This is a genomic window from Streptomyces sp. NPDC051172, assembly GCF_040682555.1.
In the GTDB taxonomy this organism is placed as follows: Bacteria; Actinomycetota; Actinomycetes; order Streptomycetales; family Streptomycetaceae; genus Streptomyces.
The window spans coordinates 137,715-156,686 of sequence record NZ_JBFBBE010000011.1 but is presented as its reverse complement, the minus strand read 5'-3'; the positions used below and the strand labels follow the sequence as shown (position 1 = coordinate 156,686).

The window sequence follows — 18,972 nt, the reverse complement described above, 5'->3', positions numbered from 1 at the left end:
GACCGAACGCGCGGAGGCGCGAAGCGCTGAGCACGATCGGTCTCTCGACACCGGCGCGCCCCCTCCGGCTCCCTCCCGGCCGGTGTCCGGCGGTGCAGTGGGCGTTGGAGGGCCTGTACCGCCGGCCGGTCGACCGTCGAAACGCCGTTGGGCGCGGCCTCTGACCGACTTGCTTCCGGATGTCGGTCACTCGGTGGCGATGGCCCGCAGGACGTCCAGGCGGGCCGCCCGTCGGGCCGGGCGCAGGCCCGCCAGGGCGCCGGCTGCCAGGCCCACCAGGGCCACGATCGCGAGCTGCGTGGGCGGGATCGCGAAGGCGAAGGCGCTGTCGCCGGCGCCGTCCGAGGCCTTGACCAGTACCCAGCCGAGGAAGGTGCCCAGGCCGAGGCCGCCGGCCGTGCCGAATGCGGCGACGAGGACCGACTCCCAGCGGACCATGGCCCGCAGTTGGCGGCGGGTCTGGCCGACGGCCCTGAGCAGGCCCAGTTCGCGGGTGCGTTCGTGGATCGCCAGGGTCAGGGTGTTGGCGATGCCGAGCAGTGCGATGAGGACCGCGAGGGCGAGCAGCGCGTAGACGAGGGTCAGCATCATGTCGATGCCGCCGGCCGAGGACTGTGCGTACTCGCTGCGGGTCTGGACCTCGGGGCTGCCGTACCGGTCGGCGACCCTCTGCACGGCGGCCTTGCCCGCGTCCGTACTCACGCCGGCCTTGAAGGATACGGCGACCAGGGTGTCGGAGTCCTGGGTGCGGTGCGGGGCCCAGGCGGCGCGGGTGATGACGTAGTCCCCGGCGAGGTCGGACTGGCCGTAGACCGCCCGGACGGTGAAGGTCCGCTTCTTGCCGTCGGTGAAGGCGAGTTGGGCCCTGTCGCCGGTGGACAGGTGCTGCTTGTCGGCTTCCGCCCTGGTGAGGGCGATGCCGTCGGTGCCGAGGGCGCGGAGTGAACCGTCGACCTTGCCGAGGTCGAAGGTGCGCTCCAGGGCGACGGGGTCGGTGACGGTCAACGCGCGTCCCCTGCCGTCGACTTTCGCCACTCCGCGGCCGAGGCCCACGGCCGTGTCGACCTCGGGGAGTTGTTGTATCGCGCCGGCGAGCCGGGGGCTCAGGCCGCTGCCGCCCGCGCCGAAGGACGGAGTGCTGACGGCGACGTCGCCGGCGAAGGACCGGGACACGGTCTGGTCCATGGTGGCCTTCAGCGAGGCGCCGAAGACGGTGAAGAGAGAGACGACTGCTACGCCGATCATCAGGGCGCTCGCGGTGGCGGCCGTCCGCTTGGGGCTGCGCAGGGCGTTGCGGCGGGCGAGACCCCCGGTGACGCCGCGGAGTTTGTCGAGTGGGCCGCCGAGGATGCGTACGGCCGTGGTCGAGGCGACCGGGCCGAGGACCACGAACGCCACCAGGGCCAGTACGGCGCCGGCTCCTGCCATCCAGATGGACGGTGAGACGAGCACTCCGCTGAGCGTGGTGGCTACGGCGAGGGCGGCGACACCCATGCCGGTGACGGCGCGGGTGCGGGAGACGCCGGAGGTGTCGACGGCCGTCTCGCGCAGGGCGGCCAGCGGGGCGGTGCGGCCGGCGCGTGCGGCGGGCAGCAGCGCGGAGCCCAGGCAGACCACGATGCCGACGGCGAGCGGAAGCGTCATGGACAGGGCGCTGATGACCAGGTTGCCGTCGGGGAAGGGGAATCCGATCGCCGGGAACAGGGCCTGCAGTCCGGCGGCGATGCCGATGCCGCCCGCGAGGCCCGCCGCCGAGGCGGTCATGGCGACGGCCGTGGCCTCGATCAGGGTCGTGGCGGTGACCTGGCGGCGGGAGGCGCCGAGGGCGCGCAACAGGGCGTTCTCGCGGGTGCGTTGGGTGACGACGATGGCGAAGGTGTTGTGGATGGAGAAGGTCGCGACGAGGAGGGCGATGCCGGAGAAGACGAGCAGGAAGGTGGTGAAGATGGTCAGGAACTGGCTGGAGATCATGTCGGTGTTCTCCTGCGCCGAGGCCTGACCGGTGATGGCCTCAACTCCCTTGGGTAGTACGGGGCTCAGGCGGTCGACGAGTTCCTTCTCGCTGACGCCCGGGCCTGCCCGCACCTTGATGCTCGCCGCCTCGCCGGGGCGGGCGGTGAGGTACTTCTCGGCGTCGGCCCGGGTCATGCCGGTGAAGGTCACCTGTGCCATGCCGTCCTCGCCGCCGAAGGTCGCCAGGCCGACGATGGTCACCTTGACCGGGTCGGGGGTCCGGAGGGTGGTGGTGTCGCCGATCTTCAGATGGCCCTTCTTCGCAGCGCCGCGGTTGACGACGACCTCGCCGGACTGCTGCGGGACGCGGCCCACGGCGAGTCGGTACGGGTTGAGCTTGGCGTCGGGGATCCAGTTGCCTGCGAGGGTGGGCGGGCCCTTGCCACCGATGGGCTCGCCGTTCTTGCCGACGAGTTGGCCAGCGCCCTCGATGTCGGGTGCGGCGGCCGCGACCCCGGGTACCTGTTCGAGGGTGTTCACCAGGGCCGTGTCGACCGGCCGGCGCACGCCCTGGCTCTCGCCCGGTGTGGTGATGGCGTCCGCGCTGCGGACGACGGCGCCCGTGCCGCTGGTCGCGTTGCCGAACATCGAGTCGAAGCCGGCGCGCAGCGTGTCGCCCATGACGAGGGTGCCGGCCAGGAAGGCGACGCCGAGGAACACGGCGAGAAAGGTGCCGGCGAAGCGCCGCTTGTGGTCGCGCAAGGAGGACACGCTCAGGCGTACGGAGGCGTTCATGAGGGCACCTCGAAGGCTTTCATGCGGTCCAGGACCCTGTCGGCGGTCGGGGATTCCATACGGTCGACCAGGCGTCCGTCGGCGAGGAAGACGACCACGTCGGCGTGGGCGGCGGCGACCGGGTCGTGGGTGACCATGACGACGGTGCGGGAGGTCTGGCGCACGGCGCGGCCGAGCAGGCCGAGGACCTCCTCGCCGGAGCGGGAGTCGAGGTTGCCGGTGGGCTCGTCGGCGAAGACGACGTCGGGCTGCCCGGCGAACGCCCGTGCCACGGCGACGCGTTGCTGCTGCCCGCCGGAGAGTTCGGCGGGCCGGTGGTGCAGGCGGTCGCGCAGGCCGACGACGTCGATGAGCGCCTCGATCCACTCCGGGTCGCCCCGGCCGCCGGCGAGGTCCAGCGGCAGCGTGATGTTCTCCGCGACGCTCAGCGTCGGCACCAGGTTGAACGCCTGGAAGACGAAGCCGACGCGGTCGCGGCGCAACAGGGTCAGACGACGGTCGTCGAGACCGCCGAGGTCGGTGTCGCCGACGTACGCGGCGCCCGCGCTGAGCGTGTCGAGGCCGGCCGCGCAGTGCATCAGGGTGGACTTTCCGGAGCCCGAGGGCCCCATGATCGCGGTGAAGCGGCCGACCGGGAAGTCGACGCTCACCCCGTCCAGGGCCCTCACCTCGGTGTCGCCGCGGCCGTACACCTTCACGGCGTCGACGACCCGGGCGGCCGTACGGACGGCGGTCGTGGTGCTCACGCCGCACCGCCCTTGGTGCGGCCGAACTGCTCGTCCAGCACGGACAGTCGGCGCCAGTACTCGTCCTCGTCGATCTCACCGGAGGCGAAGCGGCGGCCGAGCACCGCAAGGGGTGAGTCGCCGGAGGGGCGGGTGTCCCCCATGGCCCGCCACGGGCCACCGCGGCCGCGCCACACGGTGCGGCGCAGGACGGTCACGACTCCGATCACGACGGCCGCCCAGATCAACGGGAAGAAGAGGATCCACGGTCCGGGGCCGCCGTGCCAGTCTGCGAAGGTCTGCATCTCGGGTCATCTCCTGGGTGGGTCTGTGGTGCGTCTTGTGGTGATGCCTCGAGGGTCCCGCCGGGGAGGGGTCCGGGTCGTCGTACGGCCAGCGGCAGTGCGTGTACCTCCCGGGGAGTAGGCGGGGTCGTGGCCGCTGCTCCCAAAAGGGCTCGACTTCTGTACCTACTAGTATGTACAGTCAGGGCATGAGCACCTCGGAGAGCACCTCGGACCGGCTGATCGAGTCCACCCGTGAGCTGCTGTGGGAGCGCGGTTACGTGGGCACCAGCCCCAAGGCGATCCTGGAGCGCTCGGGCGCCGGACAGGGCAGCATGTACCACCACTTCAAGGGCAAGCCGGATCTCGCCCTGGCGGCGATCCGGCGGACCGCCGAGGAGTTGCGGGCCACCGCCGAGGGAGTACTGGGCGGGCCGGGAACGCCGTACGAGCGCATCCAGGCCTATCTGCGGCGCGAGCGTGACGTGCTGCGCGGCTGCCCCGTCGGGCGGCTGACGATGGACCCGGACGTCATCGCCAGTGACGAGCTGCGCGCGCCGGTCGACGACACACTCGACGCGATCCGGGAGCTGATCGCCGGGATCGTCGAAGAGGGCAAGGAGCAGGGGCAGTTCGCGCCCTCGCTGGACGGCGAGGAGATCGCCGCGACCGTCCTCGCGACCGTCCAGGGCGGTTATGTCCTCGCCCGCGCCTCCGGCTCCCCCGCCGCCTTCGACACCGGCGTCCGAGGGCTGCTCTCCCTTCTCGCCCCGCGTTAGGAGTTCAGATCTGTGCACATCACCAGGAAGCGCCCCGACACCAGGCCGGGCCCGGCGGAGAACTTCACCGGCTCGGTGTGGCTCGACGAGATAGCCGCGCCCGCGGCCCCGTCCCGGCTGCGCATGTTCAACGTCCACTTCGCGCCCGGCGCCCACACCGCCTGGCACCGCCATCCGCACGGTCAGGTGCTGCACGTCCTGGAGGGCGAGGGCCTGGTGCAGCGCAAGGGCGGTGCGCCGGAGTCGATCCGCGCGGGCGACACCGTGTGGATCGAGCCGGACGAGTGGCACTGGCACGGCGCCGGGCCGCGCACCTTCATGACGCATCTCGCGGTCGTCGAGGCCGCCGAGGACGGCACCACCACGGAGTGGGACGCGCACGTGGATCCCGAGGACTACCCCGCGAACGGCTCTTCTGCCTGAGGAGGCATCCGATGCACGCCATGCAGTACGAGTTGACGCTGCCCGCCGACTACGACACGGGCATCATCCGCGGCCGTGTCGCCCGCATCGGGCATCTGCTGGACGACTGGGAGGGCCTGGGCTTCAAGACGTATCTCCTGCGGCAGCGCGGCGTGAACGGCTCACCGGTCAACCAGTACGCGCCGTTCTACCTGTGGAACACCATGGAGGGCATGAACACCTTCCTGTGGGGCGGCGCCTTCCAGGGGCTCAGCAACGACTTCGGGCGCCCCTCGGTCCGGCAGTGGACCGGTCTGGCGTACGAGGAGGGCGGCGCCCCACGCTCACGGGCACGGTTCGCGGTGCGGCGGCGTCAACCGGTGCCCGAGGGCGTGGTGTTGGCCGACGTCATGGCGGACGCGGCGCAGGAGACCGCGCGGCTGGCCGGCGAGGACGGCGCGGTGCTTGCGGCGGCGGCCGTGGACTCGAGTCGCTGGGAGCTCGTCCACTTCTCCCTGTGGGAGCACGACACGCCGAAGGCCGACGGCGATGTGTTCGAGGTGCTGCATCTGTCGGCGCCGGGGCGTGAGAAGTTGCCGCGCGGGCGGCAGTGGTGAGCCGTGTTCGTACGGTGCTCGGGGATGTACGGCCCGAGGACCTCGGGGTGTGCGACGCGCACGACCATCTCTTCCTCCGCAGCCCGCAACTGCCCGGCCGGGAGCTGAACGACGCCACCGCCGCCCGGGCCGAGTTGGAGGCGTTCCGTGCGGCGGGCGGGGCGAGCGTCGTCCAATGGACCCCGCTCGGGATGGGCCGGCGGGCCGCCGACCTGCCCCTCCTCTCCCGGGCGGCCGGTGTGCACGTGGTCTGCGCGACCGGACTGCACCAAGCCGCCCACTACGCGCCGGAGTTGCTCGACGAGCTGCGCGGCAGGCTCGCCGACGTGTTCGTCTCCGAACTCACCGAAGGCATCGGCGCGTCGGGCGTCCGCGCCGGCCTCGTCAAGGTGGCGGGCGGCTTCCATGCGCTCGACGCGCACGCCCGCTGGACCATGACCGCGGCGGCCGAGGCCCACCATGCGACGGGGGCGCCGATCGCCGTCCACCTGGAGATGGGCACGGGCGCGCTCGACGTACTGGACCTGCTGTGCGGCGAGTTGGGCGTCCCGCCGGAGCACGTGATACTCGGCCACCTCAACCGCTCCCCCGACCTTGTCATCCAGCGCCAGGCCGCGGAGGCGGGCTGCTGGCTGGCCTTCGACGGCCCGTCCCGCACCCACCACACCACCGACTGGCGCATGCCGGACGCGGTACGGGCCCTCGCCGAGGCGGGCTTCGGGCACCGGCTGCTGCTCGGCGGGGACACGGTGGTCAAAGGGGCGCGGTCGGTCGACGGCGGCCCGGGGATGCCGTATCTGCTGCGCAGGATCCGACCACGGCTCGCGCGGGAGCTGGGCGAGGAACTGATGAACCGCGTCCTCACGGACAACCCGGGCCGGGCGTTCGCCGTCGAGTGGCGCTGAGCGGCAAGGGTGCACCAACCGCTGATGCCCTTGGTGGAGTCGCTCGGCATCCCGCCGACGACCACTTCCAGATCCCGGTCGGGCAAGACGGCACCAACAGCACGCTGCGGTACGGCAGTTGTCTCGGCGTGCAGCCGGCCAAGACATCGTCGACGAGTCGGCCGACTGGTCACTCGGTCACGGCGTGGCGCAGTACCCGGACGCGGCCGGTTCCTTACCGGTCGCATCAACGGCAGAGTTCGTCCAGGTCCTCGCAGAAGGCAGGGAACTCGGCCTGCGCCTCGGTGACGATCTCCCGGGCGGTCCGGCGCGGGGTGGTGGCATGTCGCTCGGCCAGTTCGGTCAGCGTCGAGTTGGGGCGGGCCTCGCGCTGCTCGTACTCGATGACCTCCATCGGGCCCAGGCCGTCGGCCAGCACCCACAGGAAGTCCGAGAGGCTTCCGGCGATGACGCCCCGCTCTCCCTCCGACCCCAGGAACACCACGGGCTGTTCGGCGAGGGGCCGCCCGGGCCGCGCGCACCAGAGGGCGGCGAGGCCTCCGGTGCCGTCCTGGCCGAAGACCCGGTAGGCGGCGCCGTCCAGCTCGTGGTTGCCGGTCCAGTGACGGATCCAGTCGGTGGTCTCCTCCGCGGAGTCGAAGGCCTCGTAGGGCTCGAAGTCGATGCCCTCGCCGTCGTCGTAGTCGAACTCCACCTCGGCAACGGCGGCCAGAGCGGGCGGAAGTCGGCGGTCGTCGCCGGTCGTCTCGATCATGGGTGCAGGCTAATCGGCGCCACTGACAACGTCCCTGGGCGCTGTCGCCCCCAGGAAGAGCTCGTCCGCCTTGCCATGGCGCAGGCCCTGCTCGGCGGGCGCGGCCTTCAGCCCGGCACGCTCAGGGGTAGAGGCCGGCGCGAAAGGTGAACGAGACGAGTTGTGCTCGATCACGTGCGCCGACCTTCGTCATGGCCCGCACCGCATGCGTCTTCACGGTGAACGGCGACACGGACATCTGGGCCGCGATCTCGTCGTTGCCGAGACCGCTGGCGACGAGGACGACCACGTCCCGCTCCCTGGGCGTCAGAGCGGCGAAGCGGCTCAGCAGTTCCTGGTCGATCACCGGGGGCGGACTGTGGGTCATGTGACCGATGAGCGCGGCCGTCGCAGCGGCCGACAGCGCACCGCCACCACCGACGACCTCGGTGATTCCGGCGACGAGTTCAGCAGGGCTCACGGTCTTGCTGAGGAAACCGTTGGCGCCCGCGCGAAGGGCGGCGAGAACGATGTCGTCCTGGTCAAAAGTGGTCAGCACGATCACCCGCATCTCTTCGGCCGGGTGCTCTCTGCGGATCCGGCGGGTCGCTTCGACACCGTCGATGCCTGGCATACGGATGTCCATCAGGACGAGGTCGACGGGGTGGTCCCGCAGGTGGGGGACGACCTGGAGTCCATCGGAGAGATCAGCCACGACCGCGAGACTCGGGTCGAGCCGAAGCATCGCCCGGATCCCGGCCCTGATCTCGGCCTGGTCGTCGACGATCAGAATCCGCGTGGTCATACGGCGGCTCCCAGAGGGCTGAATTCCGCATGGACCCGGAATCGCCCGTCGTCACTGTCGATCGTCAGTCGCCCGCTGGAGGACTCGACGCGTTCGCGCATCCCGACGAGTCCGAGTCCGCTGCCCGAGCCGGATCCGCGCGGTGAGTGACCGACGCGGTTCTCTACGGTGACGCAGATCCTGCCGTTGCGCTCGCGCACGTCCACCGTCGCCGCCCCCTCTCCATGCCGGTAGGCATTCGTGAGTGCTTCCTGAACGACCCGGTAGACCGTCACGCCGACGCTGGGTTCCACAAAGCCGGCGGGGATGTCGATGGAGGGCCGGACGTCCAGGCCGATGCTCTCGAAAGAGGCGACAAGACCTTCCAGGCCGCTGAGCGCCGGGGTCGGCCGGAGCGCCTCGTCGTCGGAGATCTCGTCCGAGAGGCGCAGGAGCGTGAGGATCCGTTGCGTTTCCACGACGACGGTGCGGGCGCTCGACCTGGCTGACACGAGGGCCTGCCGGGCGGACTCTGCCTCCTCGGGCAGCCCGATCTCCGCGGCACCGAGGTGCATGCTCAGCATCGCGACCTGGTGGCCGATGACGTCGTGGAGGTCCCGGGCAATGCGGAGTCGTTCCTCGGTCACCCGTCGCGTGGCTTCGATCTCGCGGGTGGCGACGGCGCTCTCCGCCCTTTCCTCCAGAGTGCGCCAGTGCTCTCGATGGATGCGCAGCGCGGCCCCTGTCGCCCCTCCCCCTACGGCTGAGAAGAGTGCGGCGGCTCCCACGATCGCGCCGCCACGGAATCCTCCCACCGTCATGAACGCCCCCAGGAAGAACGCCGCCACAATGCCGGTTGCGACCAGCGGCTGTTTTCCCCTGAGGGTGACCGAGAACAGCACGAGCACTGCCATCATCCACACCGACAGGGGGTCGTGGCCCACCGCTGTGACGGCGAAGGACGCCGCGCTCGCCGCGACCAGTCCTGCCCACGGCCGCCACCACGACAGGGCGACACCGCCACCGGCGAGGAGCACGGAGAGGGCCGTCGGCCACTCCGACCCTCGCAGGATCACTGCCACGATCTGGCCGGTGAACACCAGCGCGGCCACCGAATAGGCGGCGAGGCGCAGCGCCTCGGGGCGGCGGACCCACAGGGGTGCCACAGGACCGTCGTGATTGTTCCGTGCCTTGCCCATGGCCTGATTCTCGTGCACATGTGCTGCGGCCGTGTACTTCGAACGATGTAGACGGCAGGCCCGGGCGGGGCGGGGCGGCGGGGACGGCAGAACTCGTTCGATCCAAGGTCGATGGCAGAACTACTTCGTTCGAAGTACGCGGCCCCTTCCGAGGCCGCTGAGACTCCTCATCGAGGCGACCGTCTCACACCACCACGATCACAAACGGGACACCCGATGACTCAGACCGCTGTGACTTCGAGTACGACCACGACCATGACGACGTCCTCCGCCGGGCTCCGACGGCTCCACCTGATCCGAGTCGCCTTCTCCCTGATCTGGGTGGCACTCGTCGTCACGACCTCCGCCTCGCTCGTGTCGCCGGACAGGCCCACGACGATCGCGGCCGTGCTGCTCGTCATCTACCCCCTGTGGGACGTCATCGCCACGCTCCTCGAGCGTCGCATGGCAGGCGACGGCTCCACGGACCGCGTCGGCACCACCAACATCGCTGTCGGCCTCGCCACCGTCGCCGGGATGATCGCCGCCGTCTTCACCACCATCGGGACGACCCTGCTCGTGTTCGGCATCTGGGCCCTCCTTTCCGGGGCGATCCAGCTCGCCGTGGCGATCCGGCGCCGACGCACCGTCGGTGCCCAGTGGCCCATGGTCATCAGCGGCGGACTGTCCGTCCTGGCCGGTATCTCCTTCGCTGCCATGTCCGCCTCGGCGACCAGCAGCCTGTCCTCCGTCGCCGGATACTCGGCCTTCGGTGCCTTCTGGTTCCTCGTCTCCGGCATCGCCCTGAGCATCCGCGGCCGACGCGAAAAGCATTGACCGTCGACCGCCGGAGCCACCGCACCGGCCCGCGCCGGACCAGCGGTCGTACGCGTTCAGGGATCGGGCGACCGGGCGGGCCTTGCAGGCGTCGCCCAGACATCGGGCCCATCCGGCCAGGACACGGAGATGTCCACGGACGGCCGCAGTTTCACCGCCGCGGCCAGGGACTCGTGCACCGGATGAATGCCGAAGGCCGTCAACAGGGCTTTGTCCGCCGGGCGTTCGGCTGCCGAATGCCCGGCAGCCAGGTGGGCGATCTTGCTCTTAGGCCGACTCGCGACCGGAGGTGGCCTGTGAACCGGACGGTCACGAAGGGCTGTTGACGCCGGTCGCCCTGGGCTGCGGCACCGGCGTGGTCCGGCCCCGTGGAGCCTGTGAGCCGCCGCGGGGTCTCAGCCGAGCTTGGCGTACTCGACGGCGATGCGCGCGCCGAGCCGGGCGTTGTTCTTGACCAGCGCGATGTTGGTGCGCAGGCTCTCGCCGCCGGTGAGCTCGACGATCCGGCCGAGGAGGTAGGGGGTGGTGTCCTTGCCGGTGATGCCCGCCTTGTCCATCTCGACGAGGGCCTGGGCGATGACGCCGTCCATGCGCTCGGCCGGGACCTCCTCGTCCTCGGGCACGGGGTTGGCGATGCTGACGCCGCCGGGGATGCCGAGGTCCCAGCGGGCGTGCATCACGGCGGCGATCTCGGCGGGCGAGTCCACGCGCATGGGTGAGGCGAAGCCGCTGCGGCGCGAGTAGAACGCCGGGAACTCGTCCGTGCCGTAGGTCAGGACCGGGACGCCCAGGGTCTCCAGGGTCTCCAGGGTCAGGCCGATGTCGAGGATGCTCTTGACGCCCGCGCTGATCACCGCGACGCCGGTCGCGGCCAGTTCGGTCAGGTCGGCGCTGATGTCGAACGTCGTCGGCGCGCCGCGGTGTACCCCGCCGATGCCGCCGGTGACGAACGTACGGATGCCGGCGAGCGCGGCCAGCCGCATGGTCGCGGCGACGGTCGTCGCGCCGTGGGTGCCGCGTGCGATGACGTAGGCGAGGTCGCGGACGCTGGCCTTGGTGACGTCCGGCGCGGTCGCGAGGAGCTCCAGGTCCGCCTGGTTCAGCCCGATGTGGGGCCGGCCGTGCAGGACGGCGATCGTCGCGGGGACGGCGCCGCCGTCGCGAATGATCTGCTCGACCTCCACGGCCATCTGCACGTTCTGTGGGTACGGCATGCCGTGGCTGATGATCGTCGACTCCAGCGCCACGACGGGACGCCCGTCGCGCAGCGCCTCGCGGACCTCGTCGGTCAGCACGAGACGCGGGTGCGGGACGGGGGTCGCGGGAGTCGGGGCGGGGGTGGGCGTGGTCATCTCTGGCTCCGCATCGGATCGTTCAGGTCGTTCGGTTCGGTCGGGTCGGTCTGTGCGTCCTCGATCAGACGCGGGGTCAGGTCGGGGCGCACCGTCGCCGGGCTCTGCACCGTCAGGGCCGCGGCCGCGTGGCCGTAGCGGGCGGCGTCCACCGGGTCGCCGCCGGCCAGCAGGGCGTGGACGAACGCGGCGAGCATCGCGTCCCCGGCGCCGGTGACGTCGGCGACCTCCGCGGGCGGCGCGGGCAGGAAGGCCGCCTCCTCGCCCGCGGTGCTCAGCACACTGCCGCGCGCCCCCAGCCGTACCCACACATGGCGCACCCCGCGCGCGTGCAGCGTGTCGGCGGCGGCCGTCACCTCGGCCTCGCTGTCACCGACGGGGTGGCCGAGCAGGGCCCGCAGTTCGTCGAGGTTCGGGGTGAGGGCGAAGACCGGGCGGCGGGCGGTGAGCAGCGGTGCGAGCAGAGCCGCCTTGGGGGCGCTGACCGGGTCGATCACCACCGGTACGGCGGCTGGCTGCGCGACGTCCATCGCGTGGGCCAGCACCTCGGCGGGCAGATTGCCGTCCAGGACCAGCATGTCGGCGTGGGCGATCAGCTCACGGGCCGGCTGCAGGTCCTCGGGTGCCAGAGCCTCGGTGGCCGCCATGTCCGCAACCGCGACGACCAGGTCCCCGTCGGCGTCGAGGACCGCCGTGTACGTCCCCGTCGGGTGGGCGCTGCGGTGCACGTGGTCGAGGCGCACCCCGGCGGCCGCGGTCTCGGCGAGGAGCCGCTCGCCCGCCGCGTCCCGGCCGACGGCGGCGATCAGATGGGTCGGGGTGCCCAGCCGCGCCAGGTTCTCCGCGATGTTGCGGCCCACACCGCCCGCGGTGGTGCCGGCCCGCCCCGGGTTGCTGGTGCGCTGCCGTACGGGGGCGAGGCTGCGTACCTTCACGTCCACGTTGGCCCCGCCGACGACCACGACGGCGTTCTCCTCGCGGAGGATGTAGCCGCGGCCGAGGATGGCGCCCTTCTTGCCCAGGTTGGACAGGTGCACGTTCACCGCGGCCCGGGTGCTGCCGAGGGCGTCGGCGATCGCCTGCGGCCCGGCCAGCGGGTCGCGGCGCAGCAGCGCGATGATCTCGCGCTCCCGCTGGGTCAACATCATGCTGACCAAACTAAAGCGCCTTTATTGGAGTAAGCAAGAGGTGATCGTGGGGATCCTGCCCGGGCGGTGCGCTCTGTCAGTCGGCGGACCTGCCGTTGTCGAGCCGTTCCACGCGCTCCACGTTCTCCAGGTCCTCGGCGTCCTGGCTGGGCTGCGCCGCGAACCAGGCGTCGAGGATCTCCTTGAGCAGTGGCTCGGACGTCAGGCGCAGGCTGAGCGCCAGCACATTGGCGTCGTTCCAGCGGCGGGCGCCGTCCGCCGTGTACGCGTCGGCGCACAGGGCGGCCCGTACGCCGGGCACCTTGTTCGCGGCGATGGACGCGCCGGTGCCGGTCCAGCAGCACACGACCGCCTGGTCGGAGCTTCCCTCGGCGACCTCGCGGGCCGCGGCCTCCGAGCACGCGGCCCACTGGGAGTCGTCCCCGGGGCTCAGCGCCCCATGGGGTACGACCTCGTGGCCGCGCCTGCCCAGTTCCGCGACGAGCGAGCGCGCCACGGGTTCGTCCATGTCCGAGGAAACGGAGATCCGCATGGTCGGAGCCTAACGTCGGCCGCTGTCCACGCCCCCTCTGCGGGGCCAGGCCCGCACGGTGCCGTGCGGGCCTGGCCCCGGTGGGTCAGTTCTGCAGGCGCCAGTGCTGGTTCGCACCGCCCGAGCAGCTCCACAGCTGGACTTTCGTCCCGTTGGCGGTCCCTTGGCCGCTGGCGTCCAGGCAGAGCCCCGACTGCGCGGCTGTGATCGTGCCGTCGGGATTGGTGTTCCACTGCTGGTCCACCTGTCCACTGCAGTCCCAGATGGCCGCGGCGGTGCCGTTGCCCGCGGACTGGCCGACACCCAGGCACTTGTTGCCGTAGACGACCAGCTGCTTTCCGGCGGAGAGTGTCCACCGTTGGTTGGAGCCGCCGTTGCAGTCCCACAGCTGCGCCTGCGTGCCGTTGGCCGTGGTGGAGTTGTTGATGTCGAGGCAGCGCCCCGACTGCTGGCCGACGACCTCCTGGTTGCCGGAGGGCGGCGGTGGCGGCGGCTGGTTCGAGCCGAACTGGGTGAAGAACTGCCACACCGCTGCCGACGTCCAGGTGCGCCAGCCGTCACCGGTGGAACCGTCGATGGGACCGGGGTCGTGGCCCGCTCCGTCGAAGGCGGCCCAGACGACGGGGTATCCGGACCTGCACCCGGAGTAGGTGGTGATGATGTGCGTCAGGCTTCCGTAGGCCGGCTCGGGCGGGTTCTGCGGGGTGCAGCCGTTGTTCCGGACGAAGGTGTCGCGCAGGTCTCGTCCCGACTGGATGGGCAGCACGTTGTCCCTGAGGCCGTGCAGTCCCATGTAGGCGATGGGCTGAGTGCCGCCGTCGCAGCCGCTGAGGTTCGCGCCGGAGTAGACCGCGACCGCGCGGAAGACCGTCGCCCGGGAGCAGGCGAGGGCGTAGGACATCGCGCCGCCGTAGCTGAAGCCGGCGGAGAACAACTGGGTGGTGTCGACGCACAGGCCTGATTCGATCTGGCTGACCATGGCGTCGACGAAGGCCACGTCCTGGCCGCCGGGGTTGGCCCAGCCGTTGCCGTTGCCCTGGGGAGCGACGAAGATCGTGCTGTTGTTCGCGCTGTCCGCCAGGCGCCTGAGGCCGTAGTAGGACCAGTTGTATCCGTCCGTTCCGCCCGAGTCGACGTCGTTTGCTGTGCCGCCCCGCCAGTGGAAGCCGAAGATCAGCCGGTAGGGGTGGTTGTTGTCGTAGCCGGCCGGCACCCGCAGGATGTAACTGCGCGTCTGGCCGCCGCTCTGGATCGTGTGGTTACCACTCGTCAGCGCCGGGGCCTTGCCGCAGCCGGTGCTCGCCGCCGCGGCGGCGGTCTTCGTGGCCGGGGCGGGCGCGCCCAGGCCACTGCTGAACGAGGTGCCCGCAGTGGTCAGGACGAGGAGTACCGCAGCCACGAGGGACATTAAGAGCGGTTTGCGTTTCATACACACCTTCTTCCGTAGTCGACTTCAGAGGGCGGTGATGGTCCATGCGTTGTTGGTGCTGGAGTTCGGCGTCCACAGCACGGTGGTGGATCCGGCCGTGGTGCTGCCGCTGCCGTCGAGGGCGGTGCCGGTGCCGCGGTTGACGATCTGGTAGCGGTTGTCGCCGAGCCCGACCAGCGACCACTGCTGGTTGTTGCCGCCGTTCCACGCCTGCTGGCGGGCGGGAGCGCCGTTGGCGGAATTGCCGTAACTGTCGGCGACCATGCCGTTGGTGCGGTTCACGATGCGGTGGTAGCCGTTGCCGAGGTCGATGAGCTGCCACTGCAGGTTGGTGCTGCCGTCGTAGTTCCACTGCTTGAGGTTGGAGCCGGAGGCGACGTTGCCTCCGCTGTCGAGCACCAGTCCGCTGGTCACGTTGGCGATCTTCACCCAGGTCGTGGAGCCGCCCGGTGCGCCGAGGACGGGGATCTCTCCGGAGAAGGTGAGCTTGACCGTGTACGCCAGGGCGGTGAACGGCGGGTTGGCCGAGGGCATGGCCAGATGCAGGCCCGAGGCGTCCTGGGTCGGGGCGGGCAGGTTGATGTAGGTGCCGGCGGCGTTGCCCAGCAGTTGGGCGCCGGTCAGGCTGCTGAGGTTGATCTGGTTGGAGTTGAGCGTGGTGACGGTCATGGTGCCGCCCTGCCACCCCAGCGCGGTGACGTAGAGGACCTTGTTGTCCTGGCTGCGGGTGAACCGGACGTCCTGCGGTTTGCCGGCCACCGGTCCGCTGAAGGAACCTCCGCCCATCTTGGTGGGGCCCTCGCCGTAACTGGTCCAGGAGCGGGTGCCGTAGACCGCCTCTCCGAAGCGGCCGAGCCAGTCGCCCATGCCGAGCAGGATCGACTGCTGCCCGGAGGGGATGGTGCCGTCGGCCATCGGGGCGATGTTCAGCAGCATGGTGCCGCCCTTGCTGACCCGGTCGACCAGCGAGTGCAGCAGCGCCTGCGTCGAGTAGTAGCCGATGCCCACCGTGTAGCACCAGCTGGAGGAGGAGATGCTGTCGTCGGTCAGCCAGTACGGGGTGAGCAGCCCTGCCGGGCCGCCGCGCTCGAAGTCGAAGACCTCGCCCTTGTTGTCGAGGCCGTCCTTGTAGGTGGCGACGACGTCCTTGTTCCAGGCGACGGCCCGGTTGTAGTAGTACGCGAGGAACTGGAGCCGGTCCGATTCCTGCACCAGGTTGAGGTCGAAGTCCTGCCAGAGCAGGTCGGGTTGGTAGCCGTCGATGACCTCGACCAGCTTGTCGTACCAGAGCTGGTTCTCGGCGGCCGAGCCCTGCTGGCCGAAGAGGATGCGCAGGGTCGGGTCCGACTGGTTCGGCACGTGGTCGTAGTAGCCGTTGAAGTGGTAGGCGTGGTGGAGGGAGGCCATGAACTTCAGGCCCTGCCCGCGGATGGCCTGCGCGTGCAGCCCCACGAGGTCGAGTCTGGGTCCGTGCCGGACCGAGTTCCACGGGTTGGCGCGGCTGTTCCACATGGAGAAGCCGTCGTGGTGCTCGGCGACCGGGCCGGCGAACCTGGCGCCCGCGGCCTTGAACAGCCGGGCCCAGGCGTCCGGGTCCCAACTACCGCCCTGGGACGCCAGCTTGGGGGCGAACTGCACGAAGTTGCCGGCCTTGTCGCGGGCGCCGTCGATGAAGTTGTTGTACGGCCACACCGAGGGGTCTCCGTATGTGGCGATGTGGTGATTGTTCTCGGCCGAGCCGCCGATGTACATGTTGCGCGGATACCACTCGTTGCCGAACGCGGGGACGCTGAAGACGCCCCAGTGGTAGTAGATGCCGAACTTGGCGTCCTGGAACCAGGCCGCGGCCGGGGGGTGCTGGTCCACGGAGGGCCAGGTCGCGGTGTAGCTGGAGGGGCCGACGGTCGCGGCGGCCTCGGGGGCGAACCGCAGCAGGCCGAAGGCCGCGGCAGCGCCGGTCGCCGCCAGCAGCCGGCGTCGGCTGATCGGGAGGGGGGAGGAAGTCATGCGGAGCCTCTCAGCGTCGTCGAGGGGGTGGGTGATCTCGTCCGTCACCGGGTCAGTTGCGCGTCCACTTCTGGTTGTCGGCGCCGGTGCAGGTCCACAGCTCCAGCAGAGTGCCGTTGGCCGTTCCCGCACCGGTGGCGTCCAGGCACAGGCCGGACCGGACACCGGTGGTCGTGCCGTCGGCGTTGAGCTTCCACTGCTGGTTCGCGCTGCCGTCACAGGTCCAGATGTCGACCTTGGTGCCTGGGGCGGTACCACCACTCGCGGCGTCCAGACAGGAGTTGCCGTAGACCCGCAGTTCACCGGCGGAGGTGCTGGTCCACTGCTGGTTGGCGCCCCCGTTGCAGTCCCACAGCTCGACCTGGGTGCCGGAGGTCTGCGACTGGTTGGGCACGTCCACGCACCTGCTGGAGCCGACGCCGACGATCGAGCCGACCGTGCCGCCGCCGGATCCCCCGCTGCCGGGAGTGAGGGCGAGGTTGTCGAACTGTGCGGTCTCGCCCTGGCTGGTCGCATAGCCGACCTGTCCTCCGGCCCAGGTGCGGTCGCTCACGGAACCGACCGTGGCACCGTCGATGACGGCGGTGAGGGTCGTGCCCGAGAAGGCGAGTGACAGCGTGTGCCACCGGTTGGTGCCCAGCGCCGCGACCGTGCCGCGGGCGAGGGTGGAGACACTGCCGTTGGTGCCCGAGTTCAGGATCGACCAGGCCCCGGTGTCACTCACCCGCAGGTGGTAGGCGTTGAGCTGGCCCGTGCTGGTGTAGTCCTGCCCGTTCGCGCGGCCGATCAGCTCGGCGTATCCCGGCTGTTCGAGCAGCACGTCGGACGAGACGGTGTAGTTGCCCCAGCCCACGTCACCGAGCAGGGCGTGCGGATCGGACAGCGCGTCCCAGGTGATCGGCTTCTGCGGGCTCATCTGGCGCACGCACTTGCCGCTGCGGCCGCCGCCGCAGCCCGCCACCTCGAAGGCGCCCTGCCAGTCCATGAGGTATTTCGCCTCGCTGCCGCTGGTGTAGCCGTCGAAGGAGTCGCTGTAAGGCAGGCTCATCGCCCCCTGGGCGGGAGCGGTGGCGGTGCCCTTGCCCTGACCCGTCGTGGTGGTCAGGGTGTAGACGTGGTGGGGCTGTACGGTCAGGCTGAAACCGCCGCCGGACGGGGTGAGGTCCGTGGTGTGCACGAAGTAGTCGGCGGGATTGCCGGAGTCGACGTCCGTCGACCAGACGTGGACGGTTCCGGTGGACAGCCCTCCGGTGACGTTGAAGTTCAACGTCTGGGCGCTGCCGGCGTCCATCGTCTCGATGACCGTGGAGTAGTCGGCGTTGTCGGTGGACTTCAGCGAGACATAGCTGCCGTTGTTGCGGTTGCCGCCGATGTAGCCGCTGGAGGAGTCGAGGTAGTGCCACCCGGGAGCGGTGAACTGGCTGGTGTGCGCCATCACCCAGGTGTTCTTGCCGATCGCGTAGTGTCCCGACCACGGCTGCGAGGCCAGCGCGAGCCCCATGGTGGGATAGGGCAGGTTGGGTGTGATAGCGGCGACCACCGGCCAGTTGAGGTACGCGGTCATGCGGCCGTCGATGTATCCGCGGTTGATGCCGCGGGCCATGGCCGGCGCTCCACCGTTGTAGTCGTCCGAGCCGTTCTCACTCGCCCACAGCGGCTTGCCGGACGACGTGGCGGCCGACGGCACCGAACAGGTGGACTGGGAGGACCGGTAGCCGCAGGGGTAGTGGGTGCCGATGACGCCGACGGCGGCGGCGAACGCCTGGTTGGAGTTGACGTCGTTCGCCACGGCCCAGTCCGAGTCGGCCGCGACGATCTTGACGCTGCCGTAGCCGTTGGCGTTGAGCGCGCTGCGCAGCTGCTCGTACCACGAGACGTTGTAGCCTCGCTCGTTCCATCCGCCGAGGTAGTCGATGGACAGTCCGTGCTGTTTGGCACAACCGAGCCACGAGACCAGGTAGTCGACCATGTCGGTGGACCAGAAGTTCCCGCCGCCGATCCAGCCCGGGGCGCCCCACGCGAGCCCGTACAGCTTGATGTTCGGGTTGCGCGCCTTGGCCTGCTCCATCAGCCACCACTCGTAGCCCCGGTCGCAGTTCAGGTCGGAGCGGGTGTGCTGGTGGCTGGGCTCGGCTCCCGAGGTGGAGTTGGTGTCCCCGCCGACCTCGGCCTTGAGGATCTGCAGGGAGGCGCCGTAGCCGGGCTTGAAGAGGTAGTCGAGGATCTGGCCGCGCTGGGGCTCGGGGTAGTCGATCAGGAGCCTGCTGTTGCCGCCTCCGCCGCTGATCGCGCCGACGCCGTCGAAGGTCCGGCCGCCGGAGGTGCCGTTGACGGTGATGGATGTGGCGGCCTGGGCCGGAGCGGCAGCCGTGCCCACGAGGCCGCCGACCGACAGGACGAGGCCCGCGAGCACGGCCGTCGAGGCGCGCAGGCGCCGCAGCAGCCGTCTGAATGCTGACACGGTGGTTCCTTTCGCAGGTCGGGGTGTCCGCCGCCGGTGCGGTGGGCGAAC

Annotated in this window: 17 protein-coding genes; 5 read left to right on the top strand and 12 right to left on the bottom strand. The window is 70.6% G+C overall.

The window, feature by feature from the left end; all coding sequences use genetic code 11:
• Nucleotides 1-186 precede the first annotated feature (186 nt).
• The 3 genes from AB0N07_RS09465 to AB0N07_RS09455 are packed head-to-tail and all read right to left on the bottom strand — an operon-like array spanning nt 187 to nt 3,778.
• Nucleotides 187-2,748 (bottom strand): FtsX-like permease family protein, encoded by a 2,562-nt coding sequence (locus tag AB0N07_RS09465; protein WP_365833643.1) that lies wholly within the window; start codon nt 2,746-2,748, stop codon nt 187-189.
• Nucleotides 2,745-3,494 (bottom strand): ABC transporter ATP-binding protein, encoded by a 750-nt coding sequence (locus tag AB0N07_RS09460; RefSeq protein ID WP_365833642.1) that lies wholly within the window; start codon nt 3,492-3,494, stop codon nt 2,745-2,747. The genes AB0N07_RS09465 and AB0N07_RS09460 overlap by 4 nt, the downstream gene beginning before the upstream one ends.
• A complete protein-coding gene (locus AB0N07_RS09455; RefSeq protein WP_365833641.1) occupies nt 3,491-3,778 on the bottom strand; it encodes an SHOCT domain-containing protein in 288 nt (95 codons plus the stop codon). Before AB0N07_RS09455 ends, AB0N07_RS09460 begins: the two co-directional genes overlap by 4 nt.
• A gap of 173 nt (nt 3,779-3,951) precedes the next feature.
• Between AB0N07_RS09455 and AB0N07_RS09450 the strand changes: the two genes are divergently transcribed.
• From AB0N07_RS09450 to AB0N07_RS09435, 4 genes are read left to right on the top strand one after another with little or no spacing between them, the layout of a single operon-like run.
• Nucleotides 3,952-4,536 carry a TetR/AcrR family transcriptional regulator gene (locus AB0N07_RS09450; RefSeq protein ID WP_365833640.1) on the top strand — a complete coding sequence of 195 codons (585 nt, stop codon included), beginning with the start codon at nt 3,952-3,954 and terminating at the stop codon, nt 4,534-4,536.
• 12 nt (nt 4,537-4,548) lie between these two features.
• Nucleotides 4,549-4,959: a cupin domain-containing protein gene (locus tag AB0N07_RS09445; protein WP_365833639.1), complete on the top strand. Its 411-nt coding sequence runs from the start codon at nt 4,549-4,551 to the stop codon at nt 4,957-4,959.
• A gap of 11 nt (nt 4,960-4,970) precedes the next feature.
• On the top strand, nt 4,971-5,555 hold the full coding sequence (locus AB0N07_RS09440; RefSeq protein WP_365833638.1) for a DUF4865 family protein: 585 nt from the start codon (nt 4,971-4,973) through the stop codon (nt 5,553-5,555).
• Nucleotides 5,552-6,460, top strand: coding sequence for a phosphotriesterase (locus AB0N07_RS09435; RefSeq protein WP_365833637.1), 909 nt, complete (start codon nt 5,552-5,554; stop codon nt 6,458-6,460). Before AB0N07_RS09440 ends, AB0N07_RS09435 begins: the two co-directional genes overlap by 4 nt.
• Nucleotides 6,461-6,686: 226 nt before the next feature.
• Here AB0N07_RS09435 and AB0N07_RS09430 read toward each other — a convergent pair whose 3' ends face one another.
• The 3 genes from AB0N07_RS09430 to AB0N07_RS09420 all read right to left on the bottom strand — a co-directional run bounded on the left by AB0N07_RS09430 (nt 6,687) and on the right by AB0N07_RS09420 (nt 9,176).
• Entirely contained in the window at nt 6,687-7,214 is a 528-nt protein-coding gene (locus AB0N07_RS09430) for an SMI1/KNR4 family protein (RefSeq protein WP_365833636.1), read from the bottom strand.
• A gap of 121 nt (nt 7,215-7,335) precedes the next feature.
• Complete coding sequence (locus AB0N07_RS09425; RefSeq protein WP_365833635.1) at nt 7,336-7,998, bottom strand: response regulator transcription factor; 663 nt, start codon at nt 7,996-7,998, stop codon at nt 7,336-7,338.
• Entirely contained in the window at nt 7,995-9,176 is a 1,182-nt protein-coding gene (locus AB0N07_RS09420) for a histidine kinase (RefSeq protein WP_365833634.1), read from the bottom strand. The genes AB0N07_RS09425 and AB0N07_RS09420 overlap by 4 nt, the downstream gene beginning before the upstream one ends.
• 255 nt (nt 9,177-9,431) lie before the next feature.
• Here AB0N07_RS09420 and AB0N07_RS09415 point away from each other — a divergent pair, with 255 nt between their 5' ends.
• On the top strand, nt 9,432-9,992 hold the full coding sequence (locus tag AB0N07_RS09415) for a DUF308 domain-containing protein (RefSeq protein WP_365833633.1): 561 nt from the start codon (nt 9,432-9,434) through the stop codon (nt 9,990-9,992).
• A 395-nt stretch (nt 9,993-10,387) separates the two neighbouring features.
• Here AB0N07_RS09415 and AB0N07_RS09410 read toward each other — a convergent pair whose 3' ends face one another.
• The 6 genes from AB0N07_RS09410 to AB0N07_RS09385 all read right to left on the bottom strand — a co-directional run bounded on the left by AB0N07_RS09410 (nt 10,388) and on the right by AB0N07_RS09385 (nt 18,921).
• A complete protein-coding gene (locus tag AB0N07_RS09410; RefSeq protein WP_365833632.1) occupies nt 10,388-11,344 on the bottom strand; it encodes a pseudouridine-5'-phosphate glycosidase in 957 nt (318 codons plus the stop codon).
• Nucleotides 11,341-12,492 carry a carbohydrate kinase gene (locus AB0N07_RS09405; protein WP_365833631.1) on the bottom strand — a complete coding sequence of 384 codons (1,152 nt, stop codon included), beginning with the start codon at nt 12,490-12,492 and terminating at the stop codon, nt 11,341-11,343. The genes AB0N07_RS09410 and AB0N07_RS09405 overlap by 4 nt, the downstream gene beginning before the upstream one ends.
• Before the next feature lie 76 nt (nt 12,493-12,568).
• Nucleotides 12,569-13,024 carry an RpiB/LacA/LacB family sugar-phosphate isomerase gene (locus AB0N07_RS09400; RefSeq protein WP_365833630.1) on the bottom strand — a complete coding sequence of 152 codons (456 nt, stop codon included), beginning with the start codon at nt 13,022-13,024 and terminating at the stop codon, nt 12,569-12,571.
• A gap of 85 nt (nt 13,025-13,109) precedes the next feature.
• The gene (locus AB0N07_RS09395) at nt 13,110-14,432 is read right to left on the bottom strand and encodes a ricin-type beta-trefoil lectin domain protein (protein WP_365833629.1); all 1,323 of its coding nucleotides are present in this window, start codon (nt 14,430-14,432) and stop codon (nt 13,110-13,112) included.
• Nucleotides 14,433-14,477: 45 nt separating this feature from the next.
• Nucleotides 14,478-16,460 carry an alpha-L-fucosidase gene (locus AB0N07_RS09390; RefSeq protein ID WP_365833628.1) on the bottom strand — a complete coding sequence of 661 codons (1,983 nt, stop codon included), beginning with the start codon at nt 16,458-16,460 and terminating at the stop codon, nt 14,478-14,480.
• Between the two features lie 52 nt (nt 16,461-16,512).
• On the bottom strand, nt 16,513-18,921 hold the full coding sequence (locus tag AB0N07_RS09385; RefSeq protein WP_365833627.1) for a ricin-type beta-trefoil lectin domain protein: 2,409 nt from the start codon (nt 18,919-18,921) through the stop codon (nt 16,513-16,515).
• Nucleotides 18,922-18,972: the final 51 nt, after the last annotated feature.